Annotated in this window: 16 protein-coding genes, 1 tRNA gene, 2 other RNA genes and 1 pseudogene; 6 read left to right on the forward strand and 14 right to left on the reverse strand. The window is 53.3% G+C overall.

What is annotated here, in order from left to right; genetic code table 11:
* Positions 1 to 5 precede the first annotated feature (5 nt).
* The 3 genes from bcsE to bcsG are packed head-to-tail and all read left to right on the forward strand — an operon-like array spanning position 6 to position 3,441.
* Positions 6 to 1,577, forward strand: coding sequence for a cellulose biosynthesis c-di-GMP-binding protein BcsE (gene bcsE, locus ACH0VJ_RS12780; RefSeq protein ID WP_001205756.1), 1,572 nt, complete (start codon positions 6 to 8; stop codon positions 1,575 to 1,577).
* Positions 1,574 to 1,765: a cellulose biosynthesis protein BcsF gene (bcsF, locus tag ACH0VJ_RS12785; protein WP_000988321.1), complete on the forward strand. Its 192-nt coding sequence runs from the start codon at positions 1,574 to 1,576 to the stop codon at positions 1,763 to 1,765. Before bcsE ends, bcsF begins: the two co-directional genes overlap by 4 nt.
* The gene (gene bcsG, locus ACH0VJ_RS12790) at positions 1,762 to 3,441 is read left to right on the forward strand and encodes a cellulose biosynthesis protein BcsG (protein ID WP_000192022.1); all 1,680 of its coding nucleotides are present in this window, start codon (positions 1,762 to 1,764) and stop codon (positions 3,439 to 3,441) included. The genes bcsF and bcsG overlap by 4 nt, the downstream gene beginning before the upstream one ends.
* An 81-nt stretch (positions 3,442 to 3,522) precedes the next feature.
* On the opposite strand, the gene ACH0VJ_RS12795 is transcribed toward bcsG, so the two are convergent.
* Positions 3,523 to 3,630 (reverse strand): type I toxin-antitoxin system toxin Ldr family protein, encoded by a 108-nt coding sequence (locus ACH0VJ_RS12795; RefSeq protein ID WP_001537650.1) that lies wholly within the window; start codon positions 3,628 to 3,630, stop codon positions 3,523 to 3,525.
* A gap of 372 nt (positions 3,631 to 4,002) precedes the next feature.
* Here ACH0VJ_RS12795 and ACH0VJ_RS12800 point away from each other — a divergent pair.
* Both ACH0VJ_RS12800 and ACH0VJ_RS12805 read left to right on the forward strand, forming a co-directional pair.
* Positions 4,003 to 4,155, forward strand: a pseudogene (locus ACH0VJ_RS12800) (PLP-dependent transferase); the annotation flags it as partial.
* A 117-nt stretch (positions 4,156 to 4,272) separates the two neighbouring features.
* Positions 4,273 to 5,571, forward strand: a complete 1,299-nt coding sequence (locus tag ACH0VJ_RS12805) for an aromatic amino acid transport family protein (RefSeq protein WP_001150169.1) — start codon at positions 4,273 to 4,275, stop codon at positions 5,569 to 5,571.
* A 100-nt stretch (positions 5,572 to 5,671) separates the two neighbouring features.
* On the opposite strand, the gene dppF is transcribed toward ACH0VJ_RS12805, so the two are convergent.
* The 7 genes from dppF to ACH0VJ_RS12840 form a co-directional block, all read right to left on the reverse strand.
* The gene (dppF, locus tag ACH0VJ_RS12810) at positions 5,672 to 6,685 is read right to left on the reverse strand and encodes a dipeptide ABC transporter ATP-binding subunit DppF (RefSeq protein WP_000103563.1); all 1,014 of its coding nucleotides are present in this window, start codon (positions 6,683 to 6,685) and stop codon (positions 5,672 to 5,674) included.
* Positions 6,682 to 7,665: a dipeptide ABC transporter ATP-binding protein gene (gene dppD, locus ACH0VJ_RS12815; RefSeq protein WP_001196509.1), complete on the reverse strand. Its 984-nt coding sequence runs from the start codon at positions 7,663 to 7,665 to the stop codon at positions 6,682 to 6,684. Before dppD ends, dppF begins: the two co-directional genes overlap by 4 nt.
* 10 nt (positions 7,666 to 7,675) lie before the next feature.
* Entirely contained in the window at positions 7,676 to 8,578 is a 903-nt protein-coding gene (gene dppC, locus ACH0VJ_RS12820; protein ID WP_000084690.1) for a dipeptide ABC transporter permease DppC, read from the reverse strand.
* 9 nt (positions 8,579 to 8,587) lie between these two features.
* Positions 8,588 to 9,607 carry a dipeptide ABC transporter permease DppB gene (gene dppB, locus ACH0VJ_RS12825; RefSeq protein ID WP_000938843.1) on the reverse strand — a complete coding sequence of 340 codons (1,020 nt, stop codon included), beginning with the start codon at positions 9,605 to 9,607 and terminating at the stop codon, positions 8,588 to 8,590.
* A 156-nt stretch (positions 9,608 to 9,763) separates the two neighbouring features.
* A complete protein-coding gene (gene dppA, locus ACH0VJ_RS12830) occupies positions 9,764 to 11,371 on the reverse strand; it encodes a dipeptide ABC transporter periplasmic-binding protein DppA (protein ID WP_000028047.1) in 1,608 nt (535 codons plus the stop codon).
* A 555-nt stretch (positions 11,372 to 11,926) separates the two neighbouring features.
* Complete coding sequence (locus ACH0VJ_RS12835; protein WP_001136076.1) at positions 11,927 to 13,252, reverse strand: uracil-xanthine permease family protein; 1,326 nt, start codon at positions 13,250 to 13,252, stop codon at positions 11,927 to 11,929.
* A 57-nt stretch (positions 13,253 to 13,309) separates the two neighbouring features.
* Positions 13,310 to 14,434: an aryl-sulfate sulfotransferase gene (locus tag ACH0VJ_RS12840; RefSeq protein ID WP_000940809.1), complete on the reverse strand. Its 1,125-nt coding sequence runs from the start codon at positions 14,432 to 14,434 to the stop codon at positions 13,310 to 13,312.
* A 149-nt stretch (positions 14,435 to 14,583) separates the two neighbouring features.
* On the opposite strand from ACH0VJ_RS12840, the gene ACH0VJ_RS12845 reads away from it, so the two are divergent.
* Positions 14,584 to 15,591, forward strand: coding sequence for a substrate-binding domain-containing protein (locus ACH0VJ_RS12845; RefSeq protein ID WP_000290720.1), 1,008 nt, complete (start codon positions 14,584 to 14,586; stop codon positions 15,589 to 15,591).
* On the opposite strand, the gene ACH0VJ_RS12850 is transcribed toward ACH0VJ_RS12845, so the two are convergent.
* The 6 genes from ACH0VJ_RS12850 to lpfD all read right to left on the reverse strand — a co-directional run bounded on the left by ACH0VJ_RS12850 (position 15,582) and on the right by lpfD (position 19,593).
* A non-coding RNA gene (locus ACH0VJ_RS12850) (RtT sRNA) lies at positions 15,582 to 15,700 on the reverse strand. The two genes, ACH0VJ_RS12845 and ACH0VJ_RS12850, sit on opposite strands and share 10 nt — an antisense overlap.
* A gap of 35 nt (positions 15,701 to 15,735) precedes the next feature.
* Positions 15,736 to 15,869, reverse strand: a non-coding RNA gene (locus ACH0VJ_RS12855) — RtT sRNA.
* Between the two features lie 35 nt (positions 15,870 to 15,904).
* Positions 15,905 to 15,981 (reverse strand) — tRNA-Pro (locus ACH0VJ_RS12860).
* 108 nt (positions 15,982 to 16,089) lie between these two features.
* Entirely contained in the window at positions 16,090 to 17,763 is a 1,674-nt protein-coding gene (gene eptB / locus ACH0VJ_RS12865) for a kdo(2)-lipid A phosphoethanolamine 7''-transferase (protein ID WP_001269262.1), read from the reverse strand.
* 217 nt (positions 17,764 to 17,980) lie between these two features.
* On the reverse strand, positions 17,981 to 18,508 hold the full coding sequence (gene lpfE / locus ACH0VJ_RS12870; RefSeq protein ID WP_000792959.1) for a long polar fimbrial protein LpfE: 528 nt from the start codon (positions 18,506 to 18,508) through the stop codon (positions 17,981 to 17,983).
* 5 nt (positions 18,509 to 18,513) lie between these two features.
* Positions 18,514 to 19,593 (reverse strand): long polar fimbrial protein LpfD, encoded by a 1,080-nt coding sequence (gene lpfD, locus ACH0VJ_RS12875; protein WP_000914253.1) that lies wholly within the window; start codon positions 19,591 to 19,593, stop codon positions 18,514 to 18,516.

A 19,593-nucleotide genomic window follows, 5' to 3' on the forward strand; every position in this document is an offset into this window, starting at 1 on the left:
GTGACATGAGGGACACTGTGGACCCCGTATTTTCTCTCGGCATCTCATCATTATGGGATGAACTGCGCCATATGCCAACCGGCGGCGTCTGGTGGGTTAACGCCGATCGCCAGAAAGATGCCATCAGTCTGGTGAATCAAACGATTGCGTCACAAACGGAGAATGCAAATGTCGCCGTCATCGGCATGGAAGGCGAGCCTGGCAAAGTAATCAAATTAGATGAATCTCACGGTCCGGAGAAAATCCGCTTATTTACCATGCCGGATTCAGAAAAAGGGCTATACTCTTTGCCCCACGATTTGCTTTGTTCTGTTAACCCGACGCATTACTTTTTCATTCTTATTTGTGCAAATAACACGTGGCGGAATATAACGTCAGAAAGCCTGCATAAATGGCTGGAAAAAATGAATAAATGGACTCGTTTTCATCACTGTTCATTGTTGGTTATTAACCCTTGTAATAATAGCGATAAACAGTCCTCGTTGTTGATGGGCGAGTATCGCTCACTTTTCGGCCTCGCCAGTTTACGTTTTCAGGGCGACCAACATTTGTTCGATATTGCCTTCTGGTGTAACGAAAAAGGCGTCAGCGCCCGACAGCAGTTATTGCTGTGTCAGCAGGACGAACGCTGGACGCTATCCCATCAGGAGGAGACGGCAATTCAGCCGCGTAGCGACGAAAAACGCATTCTTAGCCACGTCGCCGTCCTTGAAGGCGCGCCGCCGCTCTCGGAACACTGGACGCTTTTCGACAATAACGAAGCGCTATTCAACGACGCGCGCACGGCGCAGGCCGCGACAATTATTTTTTCGCTTACACAGAACAACCAAATCGAGCCGCTTGCTCGTCGCATTCATACTTTGCGGCGCCAGCGGGGAAGCGCGCTGAAAATTGTCGTGCGCGAAAATATCGCCAGTTTGCGCGCCACCGATGAGCGCCTGCTGCTGGGCTGCGGCGCGAATATGATCATTCCCTGGAACGCCCCGCTTTCACGCTGCCTGACGCTTATTGAAAGCGTGCAGGGGCAGCAGTTCAGCCGTTACGTACCGGAAGACATCACCACGCTACTGTCGATGACGCAGCCGTTGAAACTGCGCGGTTTTCAGCCGTGGGATACCTTCTGCGATGCCATCCATACGATGATGAGCAACACCCTGCTCCCCGCCGACGGGAAAGGCGTTCTGGTCGCGCTGCGCCCGGTGCCGGGCATTCGGGTTGAGCAGGCGTTAACATTATGTCGGCCAAACCGAACCGGCGATATTATGACCATCGGCGGCAACCGTCTGGTGCTGTTTTTATCATTCTGCCGGGTCAACGATCTGGATACCGCGTTAAACCATATTTTCCCTTTGCCGACGGGCGATATTTTCTCTAATCGTATGGTCTGGTTCGAAGATAAACAAATCAGCGCCGAGCTGGTGCAGATGCGCTTATTGTCGCCGGAACTGTGGGGAACGCCGCTACCGCTGGCAAAACGCGCCGACCCGGTAATAAATGCCGAACACGATGGCCGCATCTGGCGTCGTATTCCTGAACCCCTGCGATTGCTCGACGACACCGCGGAGCGTGCATCATGATGACCATCAGCGATATCGTGCAAATTATTCTTTTTTGCGCGCTGATTTTCTTTCCGCTGGGGTATCTGGCGCGTCATTCGCTACGCCGTATCAGTGATACGACCCGGCTGCTATTTGCCAAACCTCGTTATGTAAAACCAGCCGGAACTCTGCGCCGCGCTACGAAAGTCAAGGCAGACAAAAAATGACTCAGCATACTCAAACTCCTTCAATGCCTTCTCCGCTCTGGCAATACTGGCGCGGTCTTTCCGGCTGGAACTTCTATTTTCTGGTCAAGTTTGGCCTGCTGTGGGCAGGCTATCTGAATTTTCATCCTTTACTGAATTTGGTATTCATGGCGTTTCTGCTCATGCCAATACCAAAGTATCGCCTTCACCGGTTGCGCCACTGGATTGCCATTCCCGTCGGCTTCGCGCTGTTCTGGCATGATACCTGGCTACCCGGCCCGCAAAGCATTATGAGCCAGGGGACGCAGGTGGCGGAATTCAGCTCCGGTTATCTGCTCGATCTGATCGCCCGTTTTATTAACTGGCAAATGATCGGCGCCATCTTCGTACTGCTGGTTGCCTGGCTTTTTTTATCACAGTGGATTCGGGTCACGGTGTTTGTGGTCGCCATCATGGTATGGCTGAATGTCCTGACATTAACCGGACCGGTTTTTACGCTGTGGCCGGCAGGCCAGCCAACCGATACGGTGACGACGACTGGCGGTAATGCGGCCGCTACCGTCGCGACAGCGGGCGATAAGCCGGTCATCGGCGATATGCCTGCGCAAACCGCGCCGCCGACGACCGCGAATCTGAACGCCTGGTTGAACACCTTCTATGCCGCGGAAGAAAAGCGGAAAACGACGTTCCCGGCGCAGCTTCCGCCTGATGCGCAGCCGTTCGACCTATTGGTCATCAATATTTGTTCGCTCTCCTGGTCGGATGTCGAAGCGGCAGGCTTGATGTCACATCCGCTATGGTCGCACTTTGACATTTTGTTTAAACACTTTAATTCCGGTACGTCTTACAGCGGCCCGGCGGCCATTCGTCTGCTGCGCGCCAGCTGTGGTCAACCATCGCATACCCGACTTTATCAACCAGCCGATAACGAATGTTATCTGTTTGATAATCTGGCGAAGCTGGGCTTTACTCAGCATCTGATGATGGATCATAACGGTGAATTTGGCGGCTTCCTGAAAGAAGTTCGCGAAAACGGCGGTATGCAGAGCGAACTGATGAACCAGTCCGGCCTGCCAACCGCCCTGCTGTCATTCGACGGCTCGCCGGTATATGACGATCTGGCGGTCCTGAACCGCTGGTTGACAGGGGAAGAACGTGAAGCCAATTCCCGCTCCGCGACTTTCTTTAACCTGCTGCCGCTGCACGATGGCAACCACTTCCCCGGCGTCAGCAAAACGGCGGATTATAAAATCCGCGCGCAGAAACTGTTCGATGAACTGGACGCCTTCTTTACCGAACTGGAGAAATCCGGGCGTAAGGTGATGGTGGTCGTCGTACCTGAGCACGGCGGCGCGCTGAAGGGCGACAGAATGCAGATCTCAGGCCTGCGCGATATTCCCAGCCCCTCCATCACCAACGTCCCGGCGGGCGTGAAATTTTTTGGTATGAAAGCCCCGCATGAGGGCGCGCCGATTGATATTAATCAGCCGAGCAGCTACCTGGCGATTTCCGAACTGGTCGTACGCGCCGTGGACGGTAAGCTCTTTACCGAAGACAGTGTGAACTGGAACAAGCTGACCAGCAATCTGCCGCAAACCGCGCCGGTTTCAGAAAACGCTAATGCGGTGGTGATTCAGTATCAGGGTAAGCCCTACGTTCGTCTGAATGGCGGCGACTGGGTGCCTTACCCGCAGTAAACCGAAAAAGGCCGCAAGGTTTCCCCTGCGGCCTGGTTCGGGCGCATGTTGCCATTACGGCGGACAGACGCTCAAAACGCGTTACTTCCTGTCACGTAGCCAGTTGACGATCACACTGGCGATAATGCCAGCAATGATCGGCGCCGCCAGATCGTGCCAGAAGGCCACGCCCAACTGCGTAAGCGTCATATAGCCGCCTTGTTGCAATGGCAACCGTTCGCGGCTATCCTTGATGTGTTGAGGTTCAAGTTAGCCCCCGTCAGGTTGCCAGGTTTATACCAGTCAACGTGCGGGGGTTTTCTCTATCCAGCAACCTATGCCGCCGGGGATCAAGCCCCCGCAACATTGCGCCTCACCGGGTAAACCCGGCTTGCTGCTGATATTACGGCAAAATCCCCGTCCCGGCACGGCGCTAACGTGCAATCTGCGTGACGCTTCGCAGACGATTACTTTTATTTGCCAGAATACATTCAGCATTTCTGAGGCTGGCAGTCAGCCGCTCAATTCTGTAAATTATGCCTCCTCGCGGCCAGTCCCGGTGATACCGAAACCCTCGTTCAGCATCCTGCGTCTATGACATATTCGCCTGTTGCGCCAGAGGAATGGCTAAAAGCAGGTATTACCGACGAACTTATCCGTCTTTCAGCGGGACCTGAAGATCCCGACGATATTATTCATGACCTTGAACGCGCCAGCAGAAAAGCAGCATTCTGACGATTGCTCGGCGAACCGCTGTCACCGGTTTTCCGCATCGGGTATCAAGGCACTATAGCCTGGTTATAGGCAGCATTCTTTATGAGAGAGCTGCGTATATTTTGGGCAGGGGGCTCTATGCAGGACGACACATTACCATTAAATAACAGTAACGCTACGACCACACCGCTTTCAACGAGATTACCGTTTACAAAATATGATTTTGGCTGGGTGCTCTTGTGTATCGGTATGGCGATCGGCGCCGGTACCGTCTTAATGCCAGTGCAAATCGGTCTCAAGGGGATCTGGGTATTTATTACCGCTTTTATCATCGCCTATCCCGCTACCTATATTGTGCAGGATATTTATCTAAAAACGTTATCTGAAAGCGAAACCTGTGACGATTATACGGATATTATCAGTCACTATCTTGGCAAAAACTGGGGCATTTTTCTCGGTGTAATCTATTTTCTTATGATTATCCACGGGGTGTTTATTTATTCCCTGTCGGTGGTGTTTGATAGCGCCTCCTATATCAAAACCTTCGGCCTTACTGAGGTCGATCTTTCGCAGTCTATTATCTATAAAGTCGCGATTTTCGCCGTGCTGGTGGCGATTGCCTCCGGCGGGGAAAAGTTATTATTTAAAATTTCCGGCCCGATGGTGGTGGTAAAAGTCGGGATCATTGTGATATTCGGTTTCGCGATGATCCCACACTGGAATCTTGATAATATTTCCGCCTTTCCCGCCGCATCGGTTTTCTTTCGCGACGTACTGCTCACTATCCCATTTTGCTTCTTTTCTGCGGTCTTCATTCAGGTGCTAAACCCAATGAACATCGCCTATCGTAAGCGCGAGCCTGACCGTGTGCTGGCCACCCGGATGGCGATTCGCACGCATCGCATTAGCTATATTACGCTGATTGCCATTATTCTCTTTTTCTCGTTCTCGTTTACCTTTTCGATTAGCCATGAAGAGGCGGTATCAGCGTTCGAGCAGAATATTTCCGCCCTTGCGCTGGCAGCTCAGGTAATCCCTGGCCATATCATCCACATTACCTCTACCATCCTCAATATTTTTGCCGTACTTACCGCGTTCTTTGGTATTTATTTAGGTTTTCACGAAGCGCTTAAAGGTATTGTACTGAATGTATTGAGTCGTATTATGGATGTCAAAAACGTCAACCCACTGTTACTGACATCTGGTATCTGTGTCTTTATCGTGGTTACTCTGGTTATCTGGGTTTCGTTTCGCGTCTCAGTATTGGTCTTTTTCCAGTTAGGCAGTCCGCTTTATGGCATTGTCGCGTGTATTATTCCTTTTTTCCTGATTTATAAAGTAGCGCAACTGGAAAAATTACGCGGCCTGAAAACCTGGCTTATTCTGTTATATGGAATATTGTTGTGCCTGTCGCCGTTATTAAAATTGATTGAATAAGTCGTACCGGAGAGCCATGCCCGGTGGCGCTACGCTTACCAGGCCTACAGGTACGGTGTAGGCTTGATAAGGCGCAGCCGCCATCCGGCATAAAACGCAATTAACTCAACGGTTTCTGCGGGTTTTCATCCTGATCGACGGCAAAGCAGGCCACCAACTGGCCGTCGTACTCTTTAAGCTGCGGCTGTAACTGCGTACAGGGTCCGAAGCGACGGCTGCAGCGGGCGTTGAAGGCGCAGCCCGGCGGCGGGTTCAGCGGGCTCGGCAACTCGCCGGTCAGCTTAATCCGCTCACGGCGATCGTCCGGATTCAGCCGTGGCGTGGCGGAGAGCAACGCCTGGGTATAGGGATGACGTGGATTGTTAAAAATCTGCTCTTTGGTCCCTTTCTCCACGCAGCGGCCTAAGTACATGACCATCACTTCATCGGCAATGTGTTCCACCACCGACAGGTCGTGCGAGATAAAGACATAAGACAGCCCCATATCCTGTTGCAAATCCATCATCAGGTTCAGCACCTGGGCGCGCACCGACACGTCGAGCGCGGAGACCGGTTCGTCGGCAATCACTACGTCCGGATCAAGCATCAGACCGCGGGCGATAGCGATACGCTGACGCTGGCCGCCGGAGAACATATGCGGATAGCGGTCGTAGTGCTCGGTTTTCAGCCCCACCTTCGCCATCATCGCCAGCGCTTTTTCACGACGCTGCGCTTTACTCAGGCTGGTATTGATCAGCAACGGCTCTTCCAGAATTTGCCCCACTTTCTTGCGTGGATTCAGGGAACCGTAGGGGTTCTGAAACACAATCTGAATTTTCTGCCGCCGCAGTTTCTGCGCGTGCGGATCGTGTTTAAGCAGATCCTGCCCCTGGTAATAAAGCTCGCCGCCAGTTGGCGTTTCAATCATCGTCAGCAGGCGACCCAGTGTGGATTTTCCACAACCGGACTCCCCCACTACGGCCAGCGTTTTACCGCGTTCGAGATTAAACGACACGCCGTCCAGCGCTTTTACCAGCCGTTCCGGAGAAAAGATCCCCTTCTTCACCGGATAGTGTTTTTTCAGGTCGATAGCCCGCAACAGCGGCTGTTGCAAGGTGGCCTCATGCGTACTCATAGTGTGGGCCTCCCGGCATCATCGAGTGGGTAATGACATTTTGACTGACGTCCATCGTCCAGTTGGTTGAGAGCAGGTTCTTCCGCACGACATCTGTCCGTGGCGTAGGGGCAGCGCGGGTTAAGCAGACAACCCGTCGGTCGGTCATATTTCCCCGGCACCACGCCCGGCAGCGACGCCAGACGCGCTTTATCTTGCGCAAACTCCGGCAACGCGCGTAGCAGTGCCTGGGTATACGGATGACGCGGCGCGCGGAAAATATCCTGCGCAGCGCCAGTTTCGACGACCTGCCCGGCGTACATGACGATAATTTTGTGCGCCGCTTCCGCCACCAGCGCCAGGTCATGGGTAATAAGCACCAGCGCCATGTTCTCTTTTTGCTGCAACTCCAGCAGCAGTTCAATGATTTGCGCCTGAATGGTCACATCCAGCGCCGTGGTCGGTTCATCAGCAATTAACAGCTTTGGTCGACAGGCTATTGCCATCGCAATCATCACACGCTGACTCATGCCGCCAGAAAGCTGGTGCGGATAGACATCCAGACGAGAAGCCGGATCGGGAATACCCACCTGGTTCAACAGGTCAATCGCTCGCTGACGACGGGTTTTCTTGTTCCCGCCCTGATGTACCTTGATGGCTTCCATAATCTGAAAGCCAACGGTATAGCAAGGATTGAGGCTGGTCATCGGGTCCTGGAAAATCATCGCCACTTCAGCACCCACCAGGTTGCGACGTTCCTTCTCGGAAATGCGCTTCAGATCCTGTCCGTTAAAGAGCAGGTTTTCCGCCATCACGCGGCCTGGGTAATCGATAAGCCCCATAATCGCCAGCGAGCTGACGGATTTGCCGGAACCAGACTCGCCGACAATCCCGACCACCTCACCCTGCTTCACGCTGTAGCTAATGCGGTCGACGGCTTTGAACGGTGTCCCTTCGTCGCCGAAGTGCACCGATAATTGATCTACATTTAATAACGCCATCTCGAACCTCTTACTGCTTCAGTTTGGGATCGAGCGCGTCACGCAGACCGTCACCCATCAGGTTAAATGCCAGTACCGTCAGCAGAATCGCCAGCCCCGGGAAGGTCACGACCCACCAGGCGCTTTGCGCGAACTGCAGAACGTCAGAGAGCATGGTGCCCCATTCCGGCGTAGGCGGCTGTGCGCCCATCCCCAGGAAGCCGAGGGCAGCCATATCGAGAATGGCGTTAGAGAAGCCCAGTGACGCCTGAACGATCAGCGGCGCAAGGCAGTTCGGGAAAATATTGACGAACATCTGACGCATCGCGCCTGCGCCCGCCACGCGGGAGGCAGTCACATAATCGCGGTTCACCTCTACCAGAACCGCCGCGCGGGTTAAGCGGACATAGTGCGGCAGCGCCACAAACGTCAACGCCAGCGCAGCGTTGCCGATGGAGGGGCCGAAGATCGCCACCAGCACCAGCGCCAGCAGCAGGCTCGGTAGGGCCAGCATAATATCGACCACGCGCATGATGATGTTATCGACCAGACCGCCGAAGTAGCCCGCGACCAGGCCGAGAATGATCCCCATTACCAGCGACAGGACGACCACCAGACAGCCGACCAGCAGTGACAAACGCGCGCCATACATCAGGCGCGAGAGGACATCGCGACCAACATCATCCGTTCCCAGAATATGCGCCCAACTGCCGCCTTCCTGCCAGACCGGCGGCGCCAGCAGCGCATCACGGAACTGCTCTGCCGGGTTGTACGGCGCAATAAAGTTGGCAAACACCGCAATCAGGATCACGATGAGAACATACGCCAGCCCGACGACCGCGCCTTTGTTGCGTTTGAAATAGTGCCAGAACTCCCGCAATGGCGTCATGGGCGCCGGTGCGGCATTAACATTATTTTCAGTAACCTGTGACATGATGGCCCCTTACTTCTTATGCCGAATACGCGGGTTCACCACGCCGTACAGCAGGTCTACCAGCAGGTTGACGAGAATAATCATCGTCGCTACCAGTAACACGCCGCCCTGCACTACCGGATAATCGCGGCGTTGCAGCGCATCGATCAGCCAGCGCCCCAGACCGGGCCACGAGAAGATAGTTTCTGTCAGAATCGCGCCCGCCAGCAGCGTCCCGACCTGCAGGCCGATCACGGTGACGACTGGCAGCATGGCGTTACGCAGAGCATGGACGATAATGACGCGCATCCTGGTCAACCCTTTGGCGCGTGCGGTACGGATATAATCCTCCCCCAGCACTTCCAGCATCGACGAACGGGTCATACGCACAATGACGGCCAGCGGGATTGTGCCGAGCACCATCGCAGGCAGGATCATATGCGCCAGCGCATCAATAAAGTTACCCTCTTCGCCCCAGATAGCGGTGTCGATCAGCATAAAGCCCGTCAACGGATTGGTATCATCAAGGAACACCATATCGCTCACGCGCCCGGAAACCGGCGTCAGGTTCCAGTGGACGGAGACCAGCATGATCAGCATCATGCCCCACCAGAAGATAGGCATAGAGTAACCAGTCAGCGCCAGGCCAACGGCAGTGTGATCGAAGATAGAACCGCGCTTCACTGCGGCCAGCACGCCCACCGGAATCCCCACGGCGACGGCAAAAATCATGGCGCAGACGCCAAGTTCCAGCGTCGCTTTAAAGCGAGGCACAAACTCGTCCCATACAGGGATTCGGCTTTTCAGCGAGATGCCTAAATCGCCATGCATCACCCCCCAGATATAATGGAGGTACTGCTGCCACATCGGTTTATCAAGACCGAGTTCAGCCAGCAGTTGAGCATGACGCTCAGGGGAAATACCTCGCTCACCCGCCATGATCATCACCGGATCGCCGGGGATCATGTGGACAAAGGCAAAGGTGAGAAGGGTAATACCGATAAACGTCGGGATAACGAGTCCCAAACGTCGGAGAATGAACTGCAACATAACCCGAATTCTCTCTCATGACCCACGGCCTGGAACCGTGAGTCTGTATTGCTCACAAATCTTATCCCACGCAAACTGCATCGCGGATAAAGCATTACGCCGGATGGCGCTGCGCTTATCCGGCTTACACAACACCGGGGCGCAACGCTCTTTTAATTATTCGACAGAGACGTTTTCGAAGTGATGTTTGCCTAATGGATCAACCACATAGCCTTTAACTTCTTTACGCACTGGCTCATAAACCGTGGAGTGAGCGATGATCAGCGCTGGCGCCTGGTCATGCATCACAACCTGGGCCTGTTTATAGAGCTCAATACGCTTGTTGTGGTCATCGGTCGCACGCGCAGGCTGAATCAGGTCTTCAAACGGCTTATAACACCATTTTGAATAGTTGGAGCCTTGCTGGGCGGCATCGCAGCTGAACAGCGTGGCGAAGAAGTTATCCGGATCGCCATTATCGCCGGTCCAGCCCATCATCACCGTCTGGTGCTCGCCATCTTTAGCGCGCTTGAGGTATTCGCCCCATTCATAGGTGACAATTTTGGCCTGAACGCCAATCTTCGCCCAGTCCGCCTGGATCATTTCCGCCATACGACGCGCATTCGGGTTATAGGGACGCTGTACCGGCATCGCCCACAGATCGATGGTGAAGCCTTTTTCCAGACCGGCTTCTTTCAGCAGCGCCTTCGCTTTTTCCGGATCGTAGCCATAGTCTTTAATATCGTCGTTGTAGCCCCACATTGTCGGCGGGATCAGGTTTTTCGCCGCAACGCCCGCGCCCTGATAAACGGCTTTGATGATGGCCTCTTTATTCACGGCATAGGTCAACGCCTGGCGAACTTTGACATCATCCAGCGGTTTTTTCTGCACGTTATAGGAGAGATAACCCACGTTCAGACCGGCCTGCTCCATCAGGTTGATGTTTTTATCTTCTTTCATGCGCGCAATATCCGCCGGGTTCGGATACGGCATCACCTGACATTCGTTCTTCTGCAGTTTGGCGTAACGCACAGAGGCGTCAGGCGTGATGGAGAAGACCAGACGGTCAATCTGCGGCTTCGTGCCCCAGTAGCCGTCAAAGGCTTTGTAGAGAATGCGGGAGTCTTTCTGATATTGCACCAGTTGGAACGGGCCAGTGCCGACCGGGTTCAGATCCACTTTTTCCGGCGTACCGGCTTTCAGCATGTTGTCAGCATATTCTTTGGAAAGAATAGAGGCGAAGTCCATGGCTAAATCGGCAAGGAACGGCGCTTCCGGACGCGTCAGCACAAACTGCACCGTGTGATCGTCGACCTTCTTCACTTCGCTAATCAGATCCGGCAGCCCCATGCCTTCAAAGTATTCATAGCTGCCGCCAGACACTTTATGGTACGGGTTCTGCTCGTTTTTCTGCCGGTCAAAAGAGAACACGACATCATCGGCGTTCAGCTCGCGCGTGGGTTTGAAATCCTTGCTGGATTGCCATTTCACCCCTTTACGTAGGTGGAACGTATAGGTTTTACCGTCTTCGCTGATATCCCACTTCTCAGCAAGACCCGGGATCACTTCCGTGGTGCCGGTTTTGAATTCAACCAGACGGTTATAGATAGGTACGGAGCTGGCATCATAGGTGGTGCCAGACGTAAAGAGCTGTGGGTTAAAGCCTTCCGGCGAGCCTTCTGAACAATAAACCAGGGTTTTGGCCTGCACGCTTGCTGCAACGGTCATGGCCACCAGGCTCAAACCAAGCTTCAGCATCCCTGACTTCTTCAAGGAAATACTCATTCTTCTGCTCCAATTGTGATGTATGTTGTTTTGCCCTTTGCAAAGGCTTTTACCGCCCGGCCTTTTTTGTTTTTTACCTGGTCAGGTCAGTAGTGAGAGGTGGGGATTCCGTTCGCATAATCGACTGAGTTGCAGTGCGGATTCTCCATAAAATGCCCCTCATTCCCTACAATCTGTCAATAGAATGTCAAAACGTCAATACAGGTAACCAGCTTTTACAACAACGGTGAGAATTAACAAACAAAGATTAAAAAAAGTTCAGAAGGGTATTTTCAGCAGGGAAATTTGTGCTATAGGCAGAAAGGCAGAGTTATTCACTTAATATTTTGCAACAGTTAGTGATTAACAATTAGACATTAATTGAAAAATTTCTTTCGATATGTTGATTATCTGAGCGATTAATACCACTAACGCTAAAACGCACAGGCGAAAATGCTGAGGTTATCCATAAGCCGTGTGCAAAAAAGAGTGATCCGGACATTGAAAAACACCATCGAATATGTCACAAAATTGTAAATAAGTAGGCCGTCGTGCGGCCTACCGCGATCACAAAAACTAACTTTTGACCCTGGCCTGCGTGCGCTTTTCGCTCCAGTTAAACAACGAGTTCACCAGAATCGCCGTCAACGTCCCCGCTGCCATGCCGTTGCCAAAGACCATCTGTACGCCCGCCGGGAAATTCTGATACAGGCCGGGTACCAGTATAGGTAGCATTCCCATGGCCAGCCCCATCGCCAGCGCGTAGGTTTTACCCGGCGTATGCAGTGGCTCACGCGCAATCATATCAATACCGATAACCCCGATAATGCTGAAGACAATCACCGCCGTACCGCACACCACCGAACCTGGCAGACAGGTCGCCAGACGTACCAACGGCGCGAATATGGCAATCAGGATTAACAATCCTCCGGCAGCCGCAGTCACGAAACGCGATTTCACATTAGTGGTGCGTACCACCCCAATATTTTCGCCGGAGGTGATAATTAAGGAGGTGCCAAAAATCCCCCCCAGCAGCGACATTACCGCATCACCACGAATGGTGCGTGGAATCGCCTGCTGCACATTTTGCGTGGAATTGACTATTTCCGCGGTCGCAATCGTTTGCCCGGTTGCTTCAGCCATAGAGATGACCGCGTAAATCAGTAACGGCAGCGAGGCGGAGAGATCAAAAATCGGCCAGCCGAACGGCAAAAGCTGTGGGAAACTAAACAGCGGCCCGTGACCAACACCGCTAAAATCGGTGCTACCCAGCGCCATTCCCAGCAGCGTTCCCGCTAAAAGGCCGAACATCACCGCCAACTGGCGCAAAATACCGCTAAACGCCAGCGCGAAAATCAGCGTTATCAGGATAGTCCCCAGCGATAAAATGATACTGGTTGGATGAGCGAAGTCGGCGCTCCCTGGCTGGCCAATGATCAACCCGCCGTACAGGCGAATAAGGTTAATCGACACCATTAGCAGCATGATGCCAATGATAAAGGGGGGAAAATGGTGCAGGCAGCGGCGGAAAATCGGCAACGCGATAAAGTAGAACAGCGAGGTCAGAATTACGGCGCCAATCGCGGTCTGGATATTGGTCTGTAAAGCGATCGCAACGAAAATCGCAATCGGCGCGCCCCCCGGTACCATAATAAACGGCAAACGCGCGCCCACCCCTTTCACACCCAGGCTTTGCAAAATAGCGCCCAGACCGCACATCAGAAAGGTTGCGCTAAGTACCGAGGCGGTCACCGTATCGGTAAAGTGGAGCGCTTTGGCGATCAGAAAGACGGAGGTAATGGGGGTGGCGGCAACGACCAGCACATGCTGAAGCGCCAAAAGTAAGGTGGTTTGCCAGGGTAATGCATCGTTATCCGGCGTAGTAAGGCCAGGCTGCGGCATGATTAACTCCCATAAAACATCAAAAAAATAACCGCCAGCGCGGGCTGGCGGTCTGCATTATTTCAACCAACTAATGGCATCAGCGGCATAGCGATGCGCACGGAAGGCGCTGTTCTGTTTTCCAGGAATAATGCCTTTACTGAGGTGCTCCGGATATTCATTAAAGAACGGAATGATATATTCCCATACCGTTTCGCCTTCCGGGGTGACTTCAAACAGGCGGCCAAACGCCGATTCACAGATAAAGGTGTTGCCGTTCGCCAGCCGCTGCGCGCTCCCCATATACGGCGAGAAAAACGCCGGCGGGAAGATATCGCGATACTGCCAGGTAATCGCTTTGGTCTGCGGATCGAACTCCAGCACCGTGGAATGCGGCGAGGTGACGCCGGGACGCAGGTTGCCGTTATCGAAAACCAGAATCGACCCGTTCTCCATCTCAACCGGCGTGTGCTGCTGCGCTACGACTTCCGGCCCTGCATGCCAGATAACCTTCCCGCTCTCTTTATCCACGGCAATGACGCCGGAAGTGGTACGCAGGCTCATCAGTACCAGGCCATCACGGGTGACGGACAGGCCGTTAATCATCGGCCAGTGGCGGCGGTCGAAAATATCATGAATCGGGAAATCTTCCGGATTCAAATGCTCCCAGGCGCGCCATTCCCAGACCACTTCACCGTCGCGATTGACCTCTTTGACGACGTCGCTCTGAATGATGCCGTCCGGCGCATCGCGGCGCGGGTCGCCGCCGGTAACACGGGCGGCGATATCGGCAGGCAACGGCGACGCGGCGGTATACAGCAGATTACCGTTCGCCAACCATTGCGCATCATGGTGATGGTAAATATCTTCGTAATGCCAGACGATTTCGTTATCCGGCGTCACTTCGTAGAAGTCGCCGCCGTGCCAGAGATCCCACGCCGGATAGAGGTTCGCTGAAGCGCGGTGGCTGCCGTTATAACCCAGATTACCGTTCGGCAGCAGCACCGCATCACGCCCGGCGCGAACCGGAAGCTGCCACTGATGCGCGACTTCGCCCTGCTCGTCCACCAGATAAACCCGCCCTTCGGCGGTTTGCGGCGCAAAAAGCGTATAGCCGCCAAAGCTCTTCGCTTTATCAGCGTAGATAAGGCCCGCCGGACGGCGTCCAAGGGTAAAAGTCGAGTCCTGAGTTAAGTGTGCCACATCGCCTCCTGAGGAATAAATTTGCGCCAAAATACCCCATTAAAACGTTTTAATGAAGAGTTTTTTACGATCCTCACCGAAAAAAAGCAAACGTTACCGTCTGGTAAATATGCTACCCTGTGCGCAAATTTTCGCAGGTCAGGAAGCAGATGGCTGTTCAAAATAAAAAACGCGCAAAGTTGATTGATGTTGCCCGCTATGCAGGTGTGTCGCCAGGGACAGTATCCAATGCATTGCACAACACTCGCTTTGTCGAGCCGCAGACGCGACGGCGTATTGAAGAGGCCATTGCTGCGCTCAACTACACGCCGAATATTCGCGCCCGCCAGTTACGAACCGGCAAAACCAATACCATTGCCTTGCTCTCTTCGGTGCCGCTGGCGATTGCCTCCGGCGCGTCACGACTGGGATTTATGATGGAGGTGGCGTTAACGTCCGCGATGATGGCGCTGGAAAAGCAGCATGCGCTGATTCTGGTGCCGCCGGGGGCAAATCCACTGGATGCCGTCAGCTTTGACGCGGCGATCCTGATTGAGCCGGCGGAGAATGACCCGCAGCTCCAGGCGCTGGCGCAAGCGGGCATTCCCTGCGTCACCATTGGCCGCACGCCGGGGACCGACACGCCTGTGCCGTGGGTGGAGCTGCACTCGGCGGCAACAGCACAGCTTCTGCTAACGCATCTGGAGGCCTCCGGCGCCAGCAAATGTGCGTTATTTGTCGGTAACACACGGCGAACATCAGTTCTGGAGAGCGAAGCGGCTTACCAGCGCTGGTGCGCGGGGCGCCAGGCCCCCGTCGTCTACTCTCTCAATGAAAGCGAGGGTGAAAATGCCGGCTACCAGGCCGCGCAGCAGCTATTACAGGCGCATCCCGACGTTGACGGCGTGCTGGTGCTGATAGATACCTTTGCCAGCGGCGCGGTACGCGCTTTCCAGGAACAAGACATCGCCATACCTGAACAAATGCGGGTGGTTACCCGCTATGACGGTATCCGCGCGCGCGAATCGCTGCCGCCGCTGACGGCAGTGAATATGCATCTTGATGAGGTGGCGCGACAGGCAATCACACTATTATTTGATTTGCTGGCGGGCAAGAAGGTCAGTCACAGCGACGGGATCATACCTGAACTGGTGGTGCGAGCGTCAACCTGCCGGTGACAGAGGATGACTTGCCACTGCGGGCCGTTGCTGACGCAACGTTCTCTCGCTTCGCTCGGGTCGAACCTCTTGCCCCCGGAGGTTCTCATCCTCGTCAGGTTTCAGATACAAAAAACCCTGCTCGTTGAGCAGGGTTTCTGAATTTGGTCGGTGATAGAGGATGACTCGCCACTGCGTGGCTCACCCTGCGGGCCGTTGCTGACGCAACGTTCTCTCGCTTCGCTCGAGTCGAACCTCTTGCCCCCGGAGGTTCTCATCCTCGTCAGACCTCAGATACAAAAAAACCCTGCTCGTTGAGCAGGGTTTCTGAATTTGGTCGGTGATAGAGGATTCGAACCTCCGACCCCTTCGTCCCGAACGAAGTGCGCTACCAGGCTGCGCCAATCACCGAATGCGGGCGCATCTTACTGCTCAGGCGCACGCCCGTCAATCCCTTAGTCGCAAAATACAATTCAATCGGCGAGAAAGTCGGCAGACAACCTACTTCGCGGCGACTTTCTACGCATCGGGAATATGGCACCAGTTGTTGTTCTGGTTAATGCCGCCATCCGGCGATGTATACCCCAGGCAGCCCATTATCGTATCGTACAGCTCCACATGACGACGCGGCACTTTGATCTCCGCCTGCTGTTTCAGGTGAGCGAACATCTGCGCATGTTGCGGACTGGCAAGATACTTATCCGACATCCATACCAGCATCGGAACACGGAATTGCTCCGGCGGCGCCATATTGCGCGGCGTACCGTGCAAATGTTCACGTTCGTTAATCGACTCGCCATGGTCAGCCGCGTAGAACACAATCGCTTTTTTATCACGTAGCTGATCGAACACACTGGTAATAAAGTGATCCACATAGGTCACGGAGTTATCGTAAGAGTTGATCATCTGCGCTTTCGTGCAGCCGCTATCGACCCCAATACATTCGGGCTTCCACTGAGCGTAGCTGCGCGGATAACGTTGCGTATAGTTAAAATGCGACCCCTTAGTATGCAGGATAATCAGATGCTTACCCTCCGGGTTCTGGGCAAGCGAGTTCTGCATCTCATCAATCAACAGCATGTCATCAACCGTTTTACCACGGTTACGCGGCTCGGCGCCGATCTGCTCGCGGTAGGAGATATTATCCGCCATGGTATTGCTATAGAACCACATCTCGCTCTGCATGGCGTACAGATCGGAACTGAATCCGAGCTGTTTGAGAACGGCAAACACATTCTGCTCTTTTAAGGTACGCTGCGGGTTATTATCCGCCCCGCCTTCCCGTACAAACATACAGCGTAAAGAAAGCTTCGTCGCGGTATCGCAGGAATAGCCGCGGAACGCCGCCAGATTTTTTTCCTGCGCCAGCTTCGGCGTGGTATTACGCTCGTAGCCGAAAATCCCCATGTGATCCCAACGGGTCGTCTCACCGATAATGAAAACGACGTAGGTGTCATCCCCATCCTTCGGCGCAACATAGGTAAATTTCCTGGCCGGGTTTATTAACGAATTATTGTCCGACGACTCATCTACCTGCGCCCAGGCATACAGCCCTAACGCAGATAACCAGTTTGAAGGCAGATAGGAGTTCGCCACCACGCCGCCATAGCTGGGTAAGTCGATACCTGTCGCCCGTTCAACCTTTTTTTGCTGTACATCCAGCAGGCGGATAGGCGCCCACACCATTACGCCTGCGAGTACCACTACAGCGGCGCTGCGAAAACGCTGCCCCGGCGTACGTAGCTGGCGCAACAACGTGTAGCGACAGTGGTTACTCCAGATAAAAATGAGCGGAAGCACGCTCACGGCAATCAGCCACAATACGAAGTGCAGCCCCACCACCTCTTTCGAGAGATCGATATCGGTGGTCATAACAGACGCAATAATGCCGTAGCCAATCACCACGTTCAGGAAGGTCATGTAATAACTGGCGCCAGCGGAAAACAGCACCACCAGCGTGGCCAGCACACGCCAGACGCGTCGGCCAAACAGTGAAAGAAGACGAAGTAAGAAGAAAGTGACCAGCACCGTGGCGCCAAGTTCGACAACTGCGGAGAGGCCTTTCCAAATGGTAAATTCTTGCGCATAACTGCCGAAACGGCGGTAAAACACGGCGCAATTCATAAACAGACCGATATAGAGCGCAAGCAAGAAACTAAGTTTCTGTTGCGTCATCGATTTAATGTATCTCATGCAAACAAACCCTGGGAATCGGGATAAAAACGACCTGTACAACGATTCTTTAATCAAACAGGTAAATATGCGGCTAACGCAGATGTAAGAAAGTCTACAAGCACGGTTAAGTAGACCACAAGCAGAGGGGAAAGTGGCAACGGAGAGTGTGATCGGAGAAGATTTTTACAAAAAATCACTAAAAATGGAAAAGGGCCAGCGAACTGGCCCTCAGTGATTATTCGTATGTGACGCTAAAATTCACCGTCGCATTCGCTGGGCCAACGGTGGCATCCGGCTTAACAGGCACATAGCTGGCGATATAGTTCAGCTTGTTAGTACCATCAAACCAGACGGTGTGTTCTACGGGCGTAGAGTCGGTACTGGAGGGGTATTGTTGCTCCCCACCAGATGTTTTAATTTTTAACGCCACGCCCGTCGCGCCGCCGCTATCCAGGGCAAAAAGCGAGGGGTCAGTCGGGTCCGGAGAACCGTCCATCGTAACGCTGGCCTTTGTGGCATACGCGCAATCTTTTAAGCCGATGCTAAAGTTTTTCTGGTTCAGCTCTTTACCCACTTTTACCGGGCGCTGAAGCACCACGGTCTCCATATTGACGTCGATACTGTCGTTTTCCAGTTCACAGGTAGCCGCCTTAATAGTAATGGTAAAGTGGATATCACCAGCAGAACCGATATTCGACGGTGCCGCCATCGCGGAAGTGGTAAGCAGTAAACACGCTGGCATCAAAGCATGAAGGTTTTTCATCCTGCTTACTCCACATCAATACGCATGGTGGCAATTCCCTCGAAATCCCCGGCGGCCGGCAATTTGCCGGTGGTACTAATGGGGTAAGCCGAAATGGTCGTTGAGGCGGTACGGTGCGTGTCGTCAACAAGACCCGATACGCTCAGCTCCTGATTAACACTGGCGTCATTTGGCACCAAAATTTTACCGTTAGCGCCCTCAATGATGGCACCGATATCCGGGTTGCCCATGTCGATGGCATTCGAATCATTAGCGTTTGGCATTCCCTCAATACGCAGGAAGATCTTTACGCCATCGGAAATATTGGTGCATTTAAACTGCAGCTCTTTGGTGAATTTCGTGGCGTTCTTTGCAACTTGTCCTTTGCGATCTTTAAAATCACTGGCCTTAAATTCCCCAAACGGAATTTCCAGCGTGCTGCCGCTGGAGAGTTCACAGCCCTGAGGTACCGTAATTGAACCACTGATATATACAGACGACGCAGGTATACTGCCATATACACTGGGTTTCTTTGTCACAAAAAGGTCCATTATTTTGGTGCTAGGTATAATACTTTCACCCACAAACGGATGGAGAATATAGAGCGATAAGTGACCTTTGCCACCGGATCCCCACACTGCATCTTTACTACTTGCATTTTGCGAACACTGAGAGCGGTTGTTTGTCAGGTTACCTACATTCTCAAACGGTGTGTTAACGTATTCTCCTCGTCCCCCCGAAATCAGTACATCGCTCGCAATGGCGATATTATTATTAATCTGGTAATAGGAGCGACTCTCTATATTCGTAACAAAGGCTAGAGGAACCACAGCCTTAAATAAGGTGTCATTTATAAGAGAGGTATCATCAGGGCATTCACAGGACATCGCATAGGCTCCACCTAAATTCCAGCTATCGAAATCTACGAAGGTCGCACCCGTTGTGTTCTTTGACGTATCTGAAACTGTTTTATTTATGGTGGCACTGAAGATATGTGTTCCACCTTCAGGAGTACATGGTCCAAAATCTGCCGCTGCCAGCGCCTGCCCCGAAAACAGCACCGACCCGCCCAACAGGCCCGTAAACATTATCAACTTTTTCAACAT

Source organism: Salmonella sp. 2020_1459 (genome assembly GCF_043847915.1).
GTDB classification, from domain to species: Bacteria; Pseudomonadota; Gammaproteobacteria; order Enterobacterales; family Enterobacteriaceae; genus Salmonella; species Salmonella enterica.

Excerpts from the sequence above, each read along its gene's own strand:
- bcsE (WP_001205756.1), top strand. The coding sequence starts at position 6 with ATGAGGGACACTGTGGACCCCGTATTTTCTCTCGGCATCTCATCATTA.
- bcsF (WP_000988321.1), top strand. The coding sequence starts at position 1,574 with ATGATGACCATCAGCGATATCGTGCAAATTATTCTTTTTTGCGCGCTG.
- bcsG (WP_000192022.1), top strand. The coding sequence starts at position 1,762 with ATGACTCAGCATACTCAAACTCCTTCAATGCCTTCTCCGCTCTGGCAA.
- ACH0VJ_RS12795 (WP_001537650.1), bottom strand. The coding sequence starts at position 3,630 with ATGACGCTTACGCAGTTGGGCGTGGCCTTCTGGCACGATCTGGCGGCG.
- ACH0VJ_RS12805 (WP_001150169.1), top strand. The coding sequence starts at position 4,273 with ATGCAGGACGACACATTACCATTAAATAACAGTAACGCTACGACCACA.
- dppF (WP_000103563.1), bottom strand. The coding sequence starts at position 6,685 with ATGAGTACGCATGAGGCCACCTTGCAACAGCCGCTGTTGCGGGCTATC.
- dppD (WP_001196509.1), bottom strand. The coding sequence starts at position 7,665 with ATGGCGTTATTAAATGTAGATCAATTATCGGTGCACTTCGGCGACGAA.
- dppC (WP_000084690.1), bottom strand. The coding sequence starts at position 8,578 with ATGTCACAGGTTACTGAAAATAATGTTAATGCCGCACCGGCGCCCATG.
- dppB (WP_000938843.1), bottom strand. The coding sequence starts at position 9,607 with ATGTTGCAGTTCATTCTCCGACGTTTGGGACTCGTTATCCCGACGTTT.
- dppA (WP_000028047.1), bottom strand. The coding sequence starts at position 11,371 with ATGAGTATTTCCTTGAAGAAGTCAGGGATGCTGAAGCTTGGTTTGAGC.
- ACH0VJ_RS12835 (WP_001136076.1), bottom strand. The coding sequence starts at position 13,252 with ATGCCGCAGCCTGGCCTTACTACGCCGGATAACGATGCATTACCCTGG.
- ACH0VJ_RS12845 (WP_000290720.1), top strand. The coding sequence starts at position 14,584 with ATGGCTGTTCAAAATAAAAAACGCGCAAAGTTGATTGATGTTGCCCGC.
- eptB (WP_001269262.1), bottom strand. The coding sequence starts at position 17,763 with ATGAGATACATTAAATCGATGACGCAACAGAAACTTAGTTTCTTGCTT.
- lpfE (WP_000792959.1), bottom strand. The coding sequence starts at position 18,508 with ATGAAAAACCTTCATGCTTTGATGCCAGCGTGTTTACTGCTTACCACT.
- lpfD (WP_000914253.1), bottom strand. The coding sequence starts at position 19,593 with ATGTTGAAAAAGTTGATAATGTTTACGGGCCTGTTGGGCGGGTCGGTG.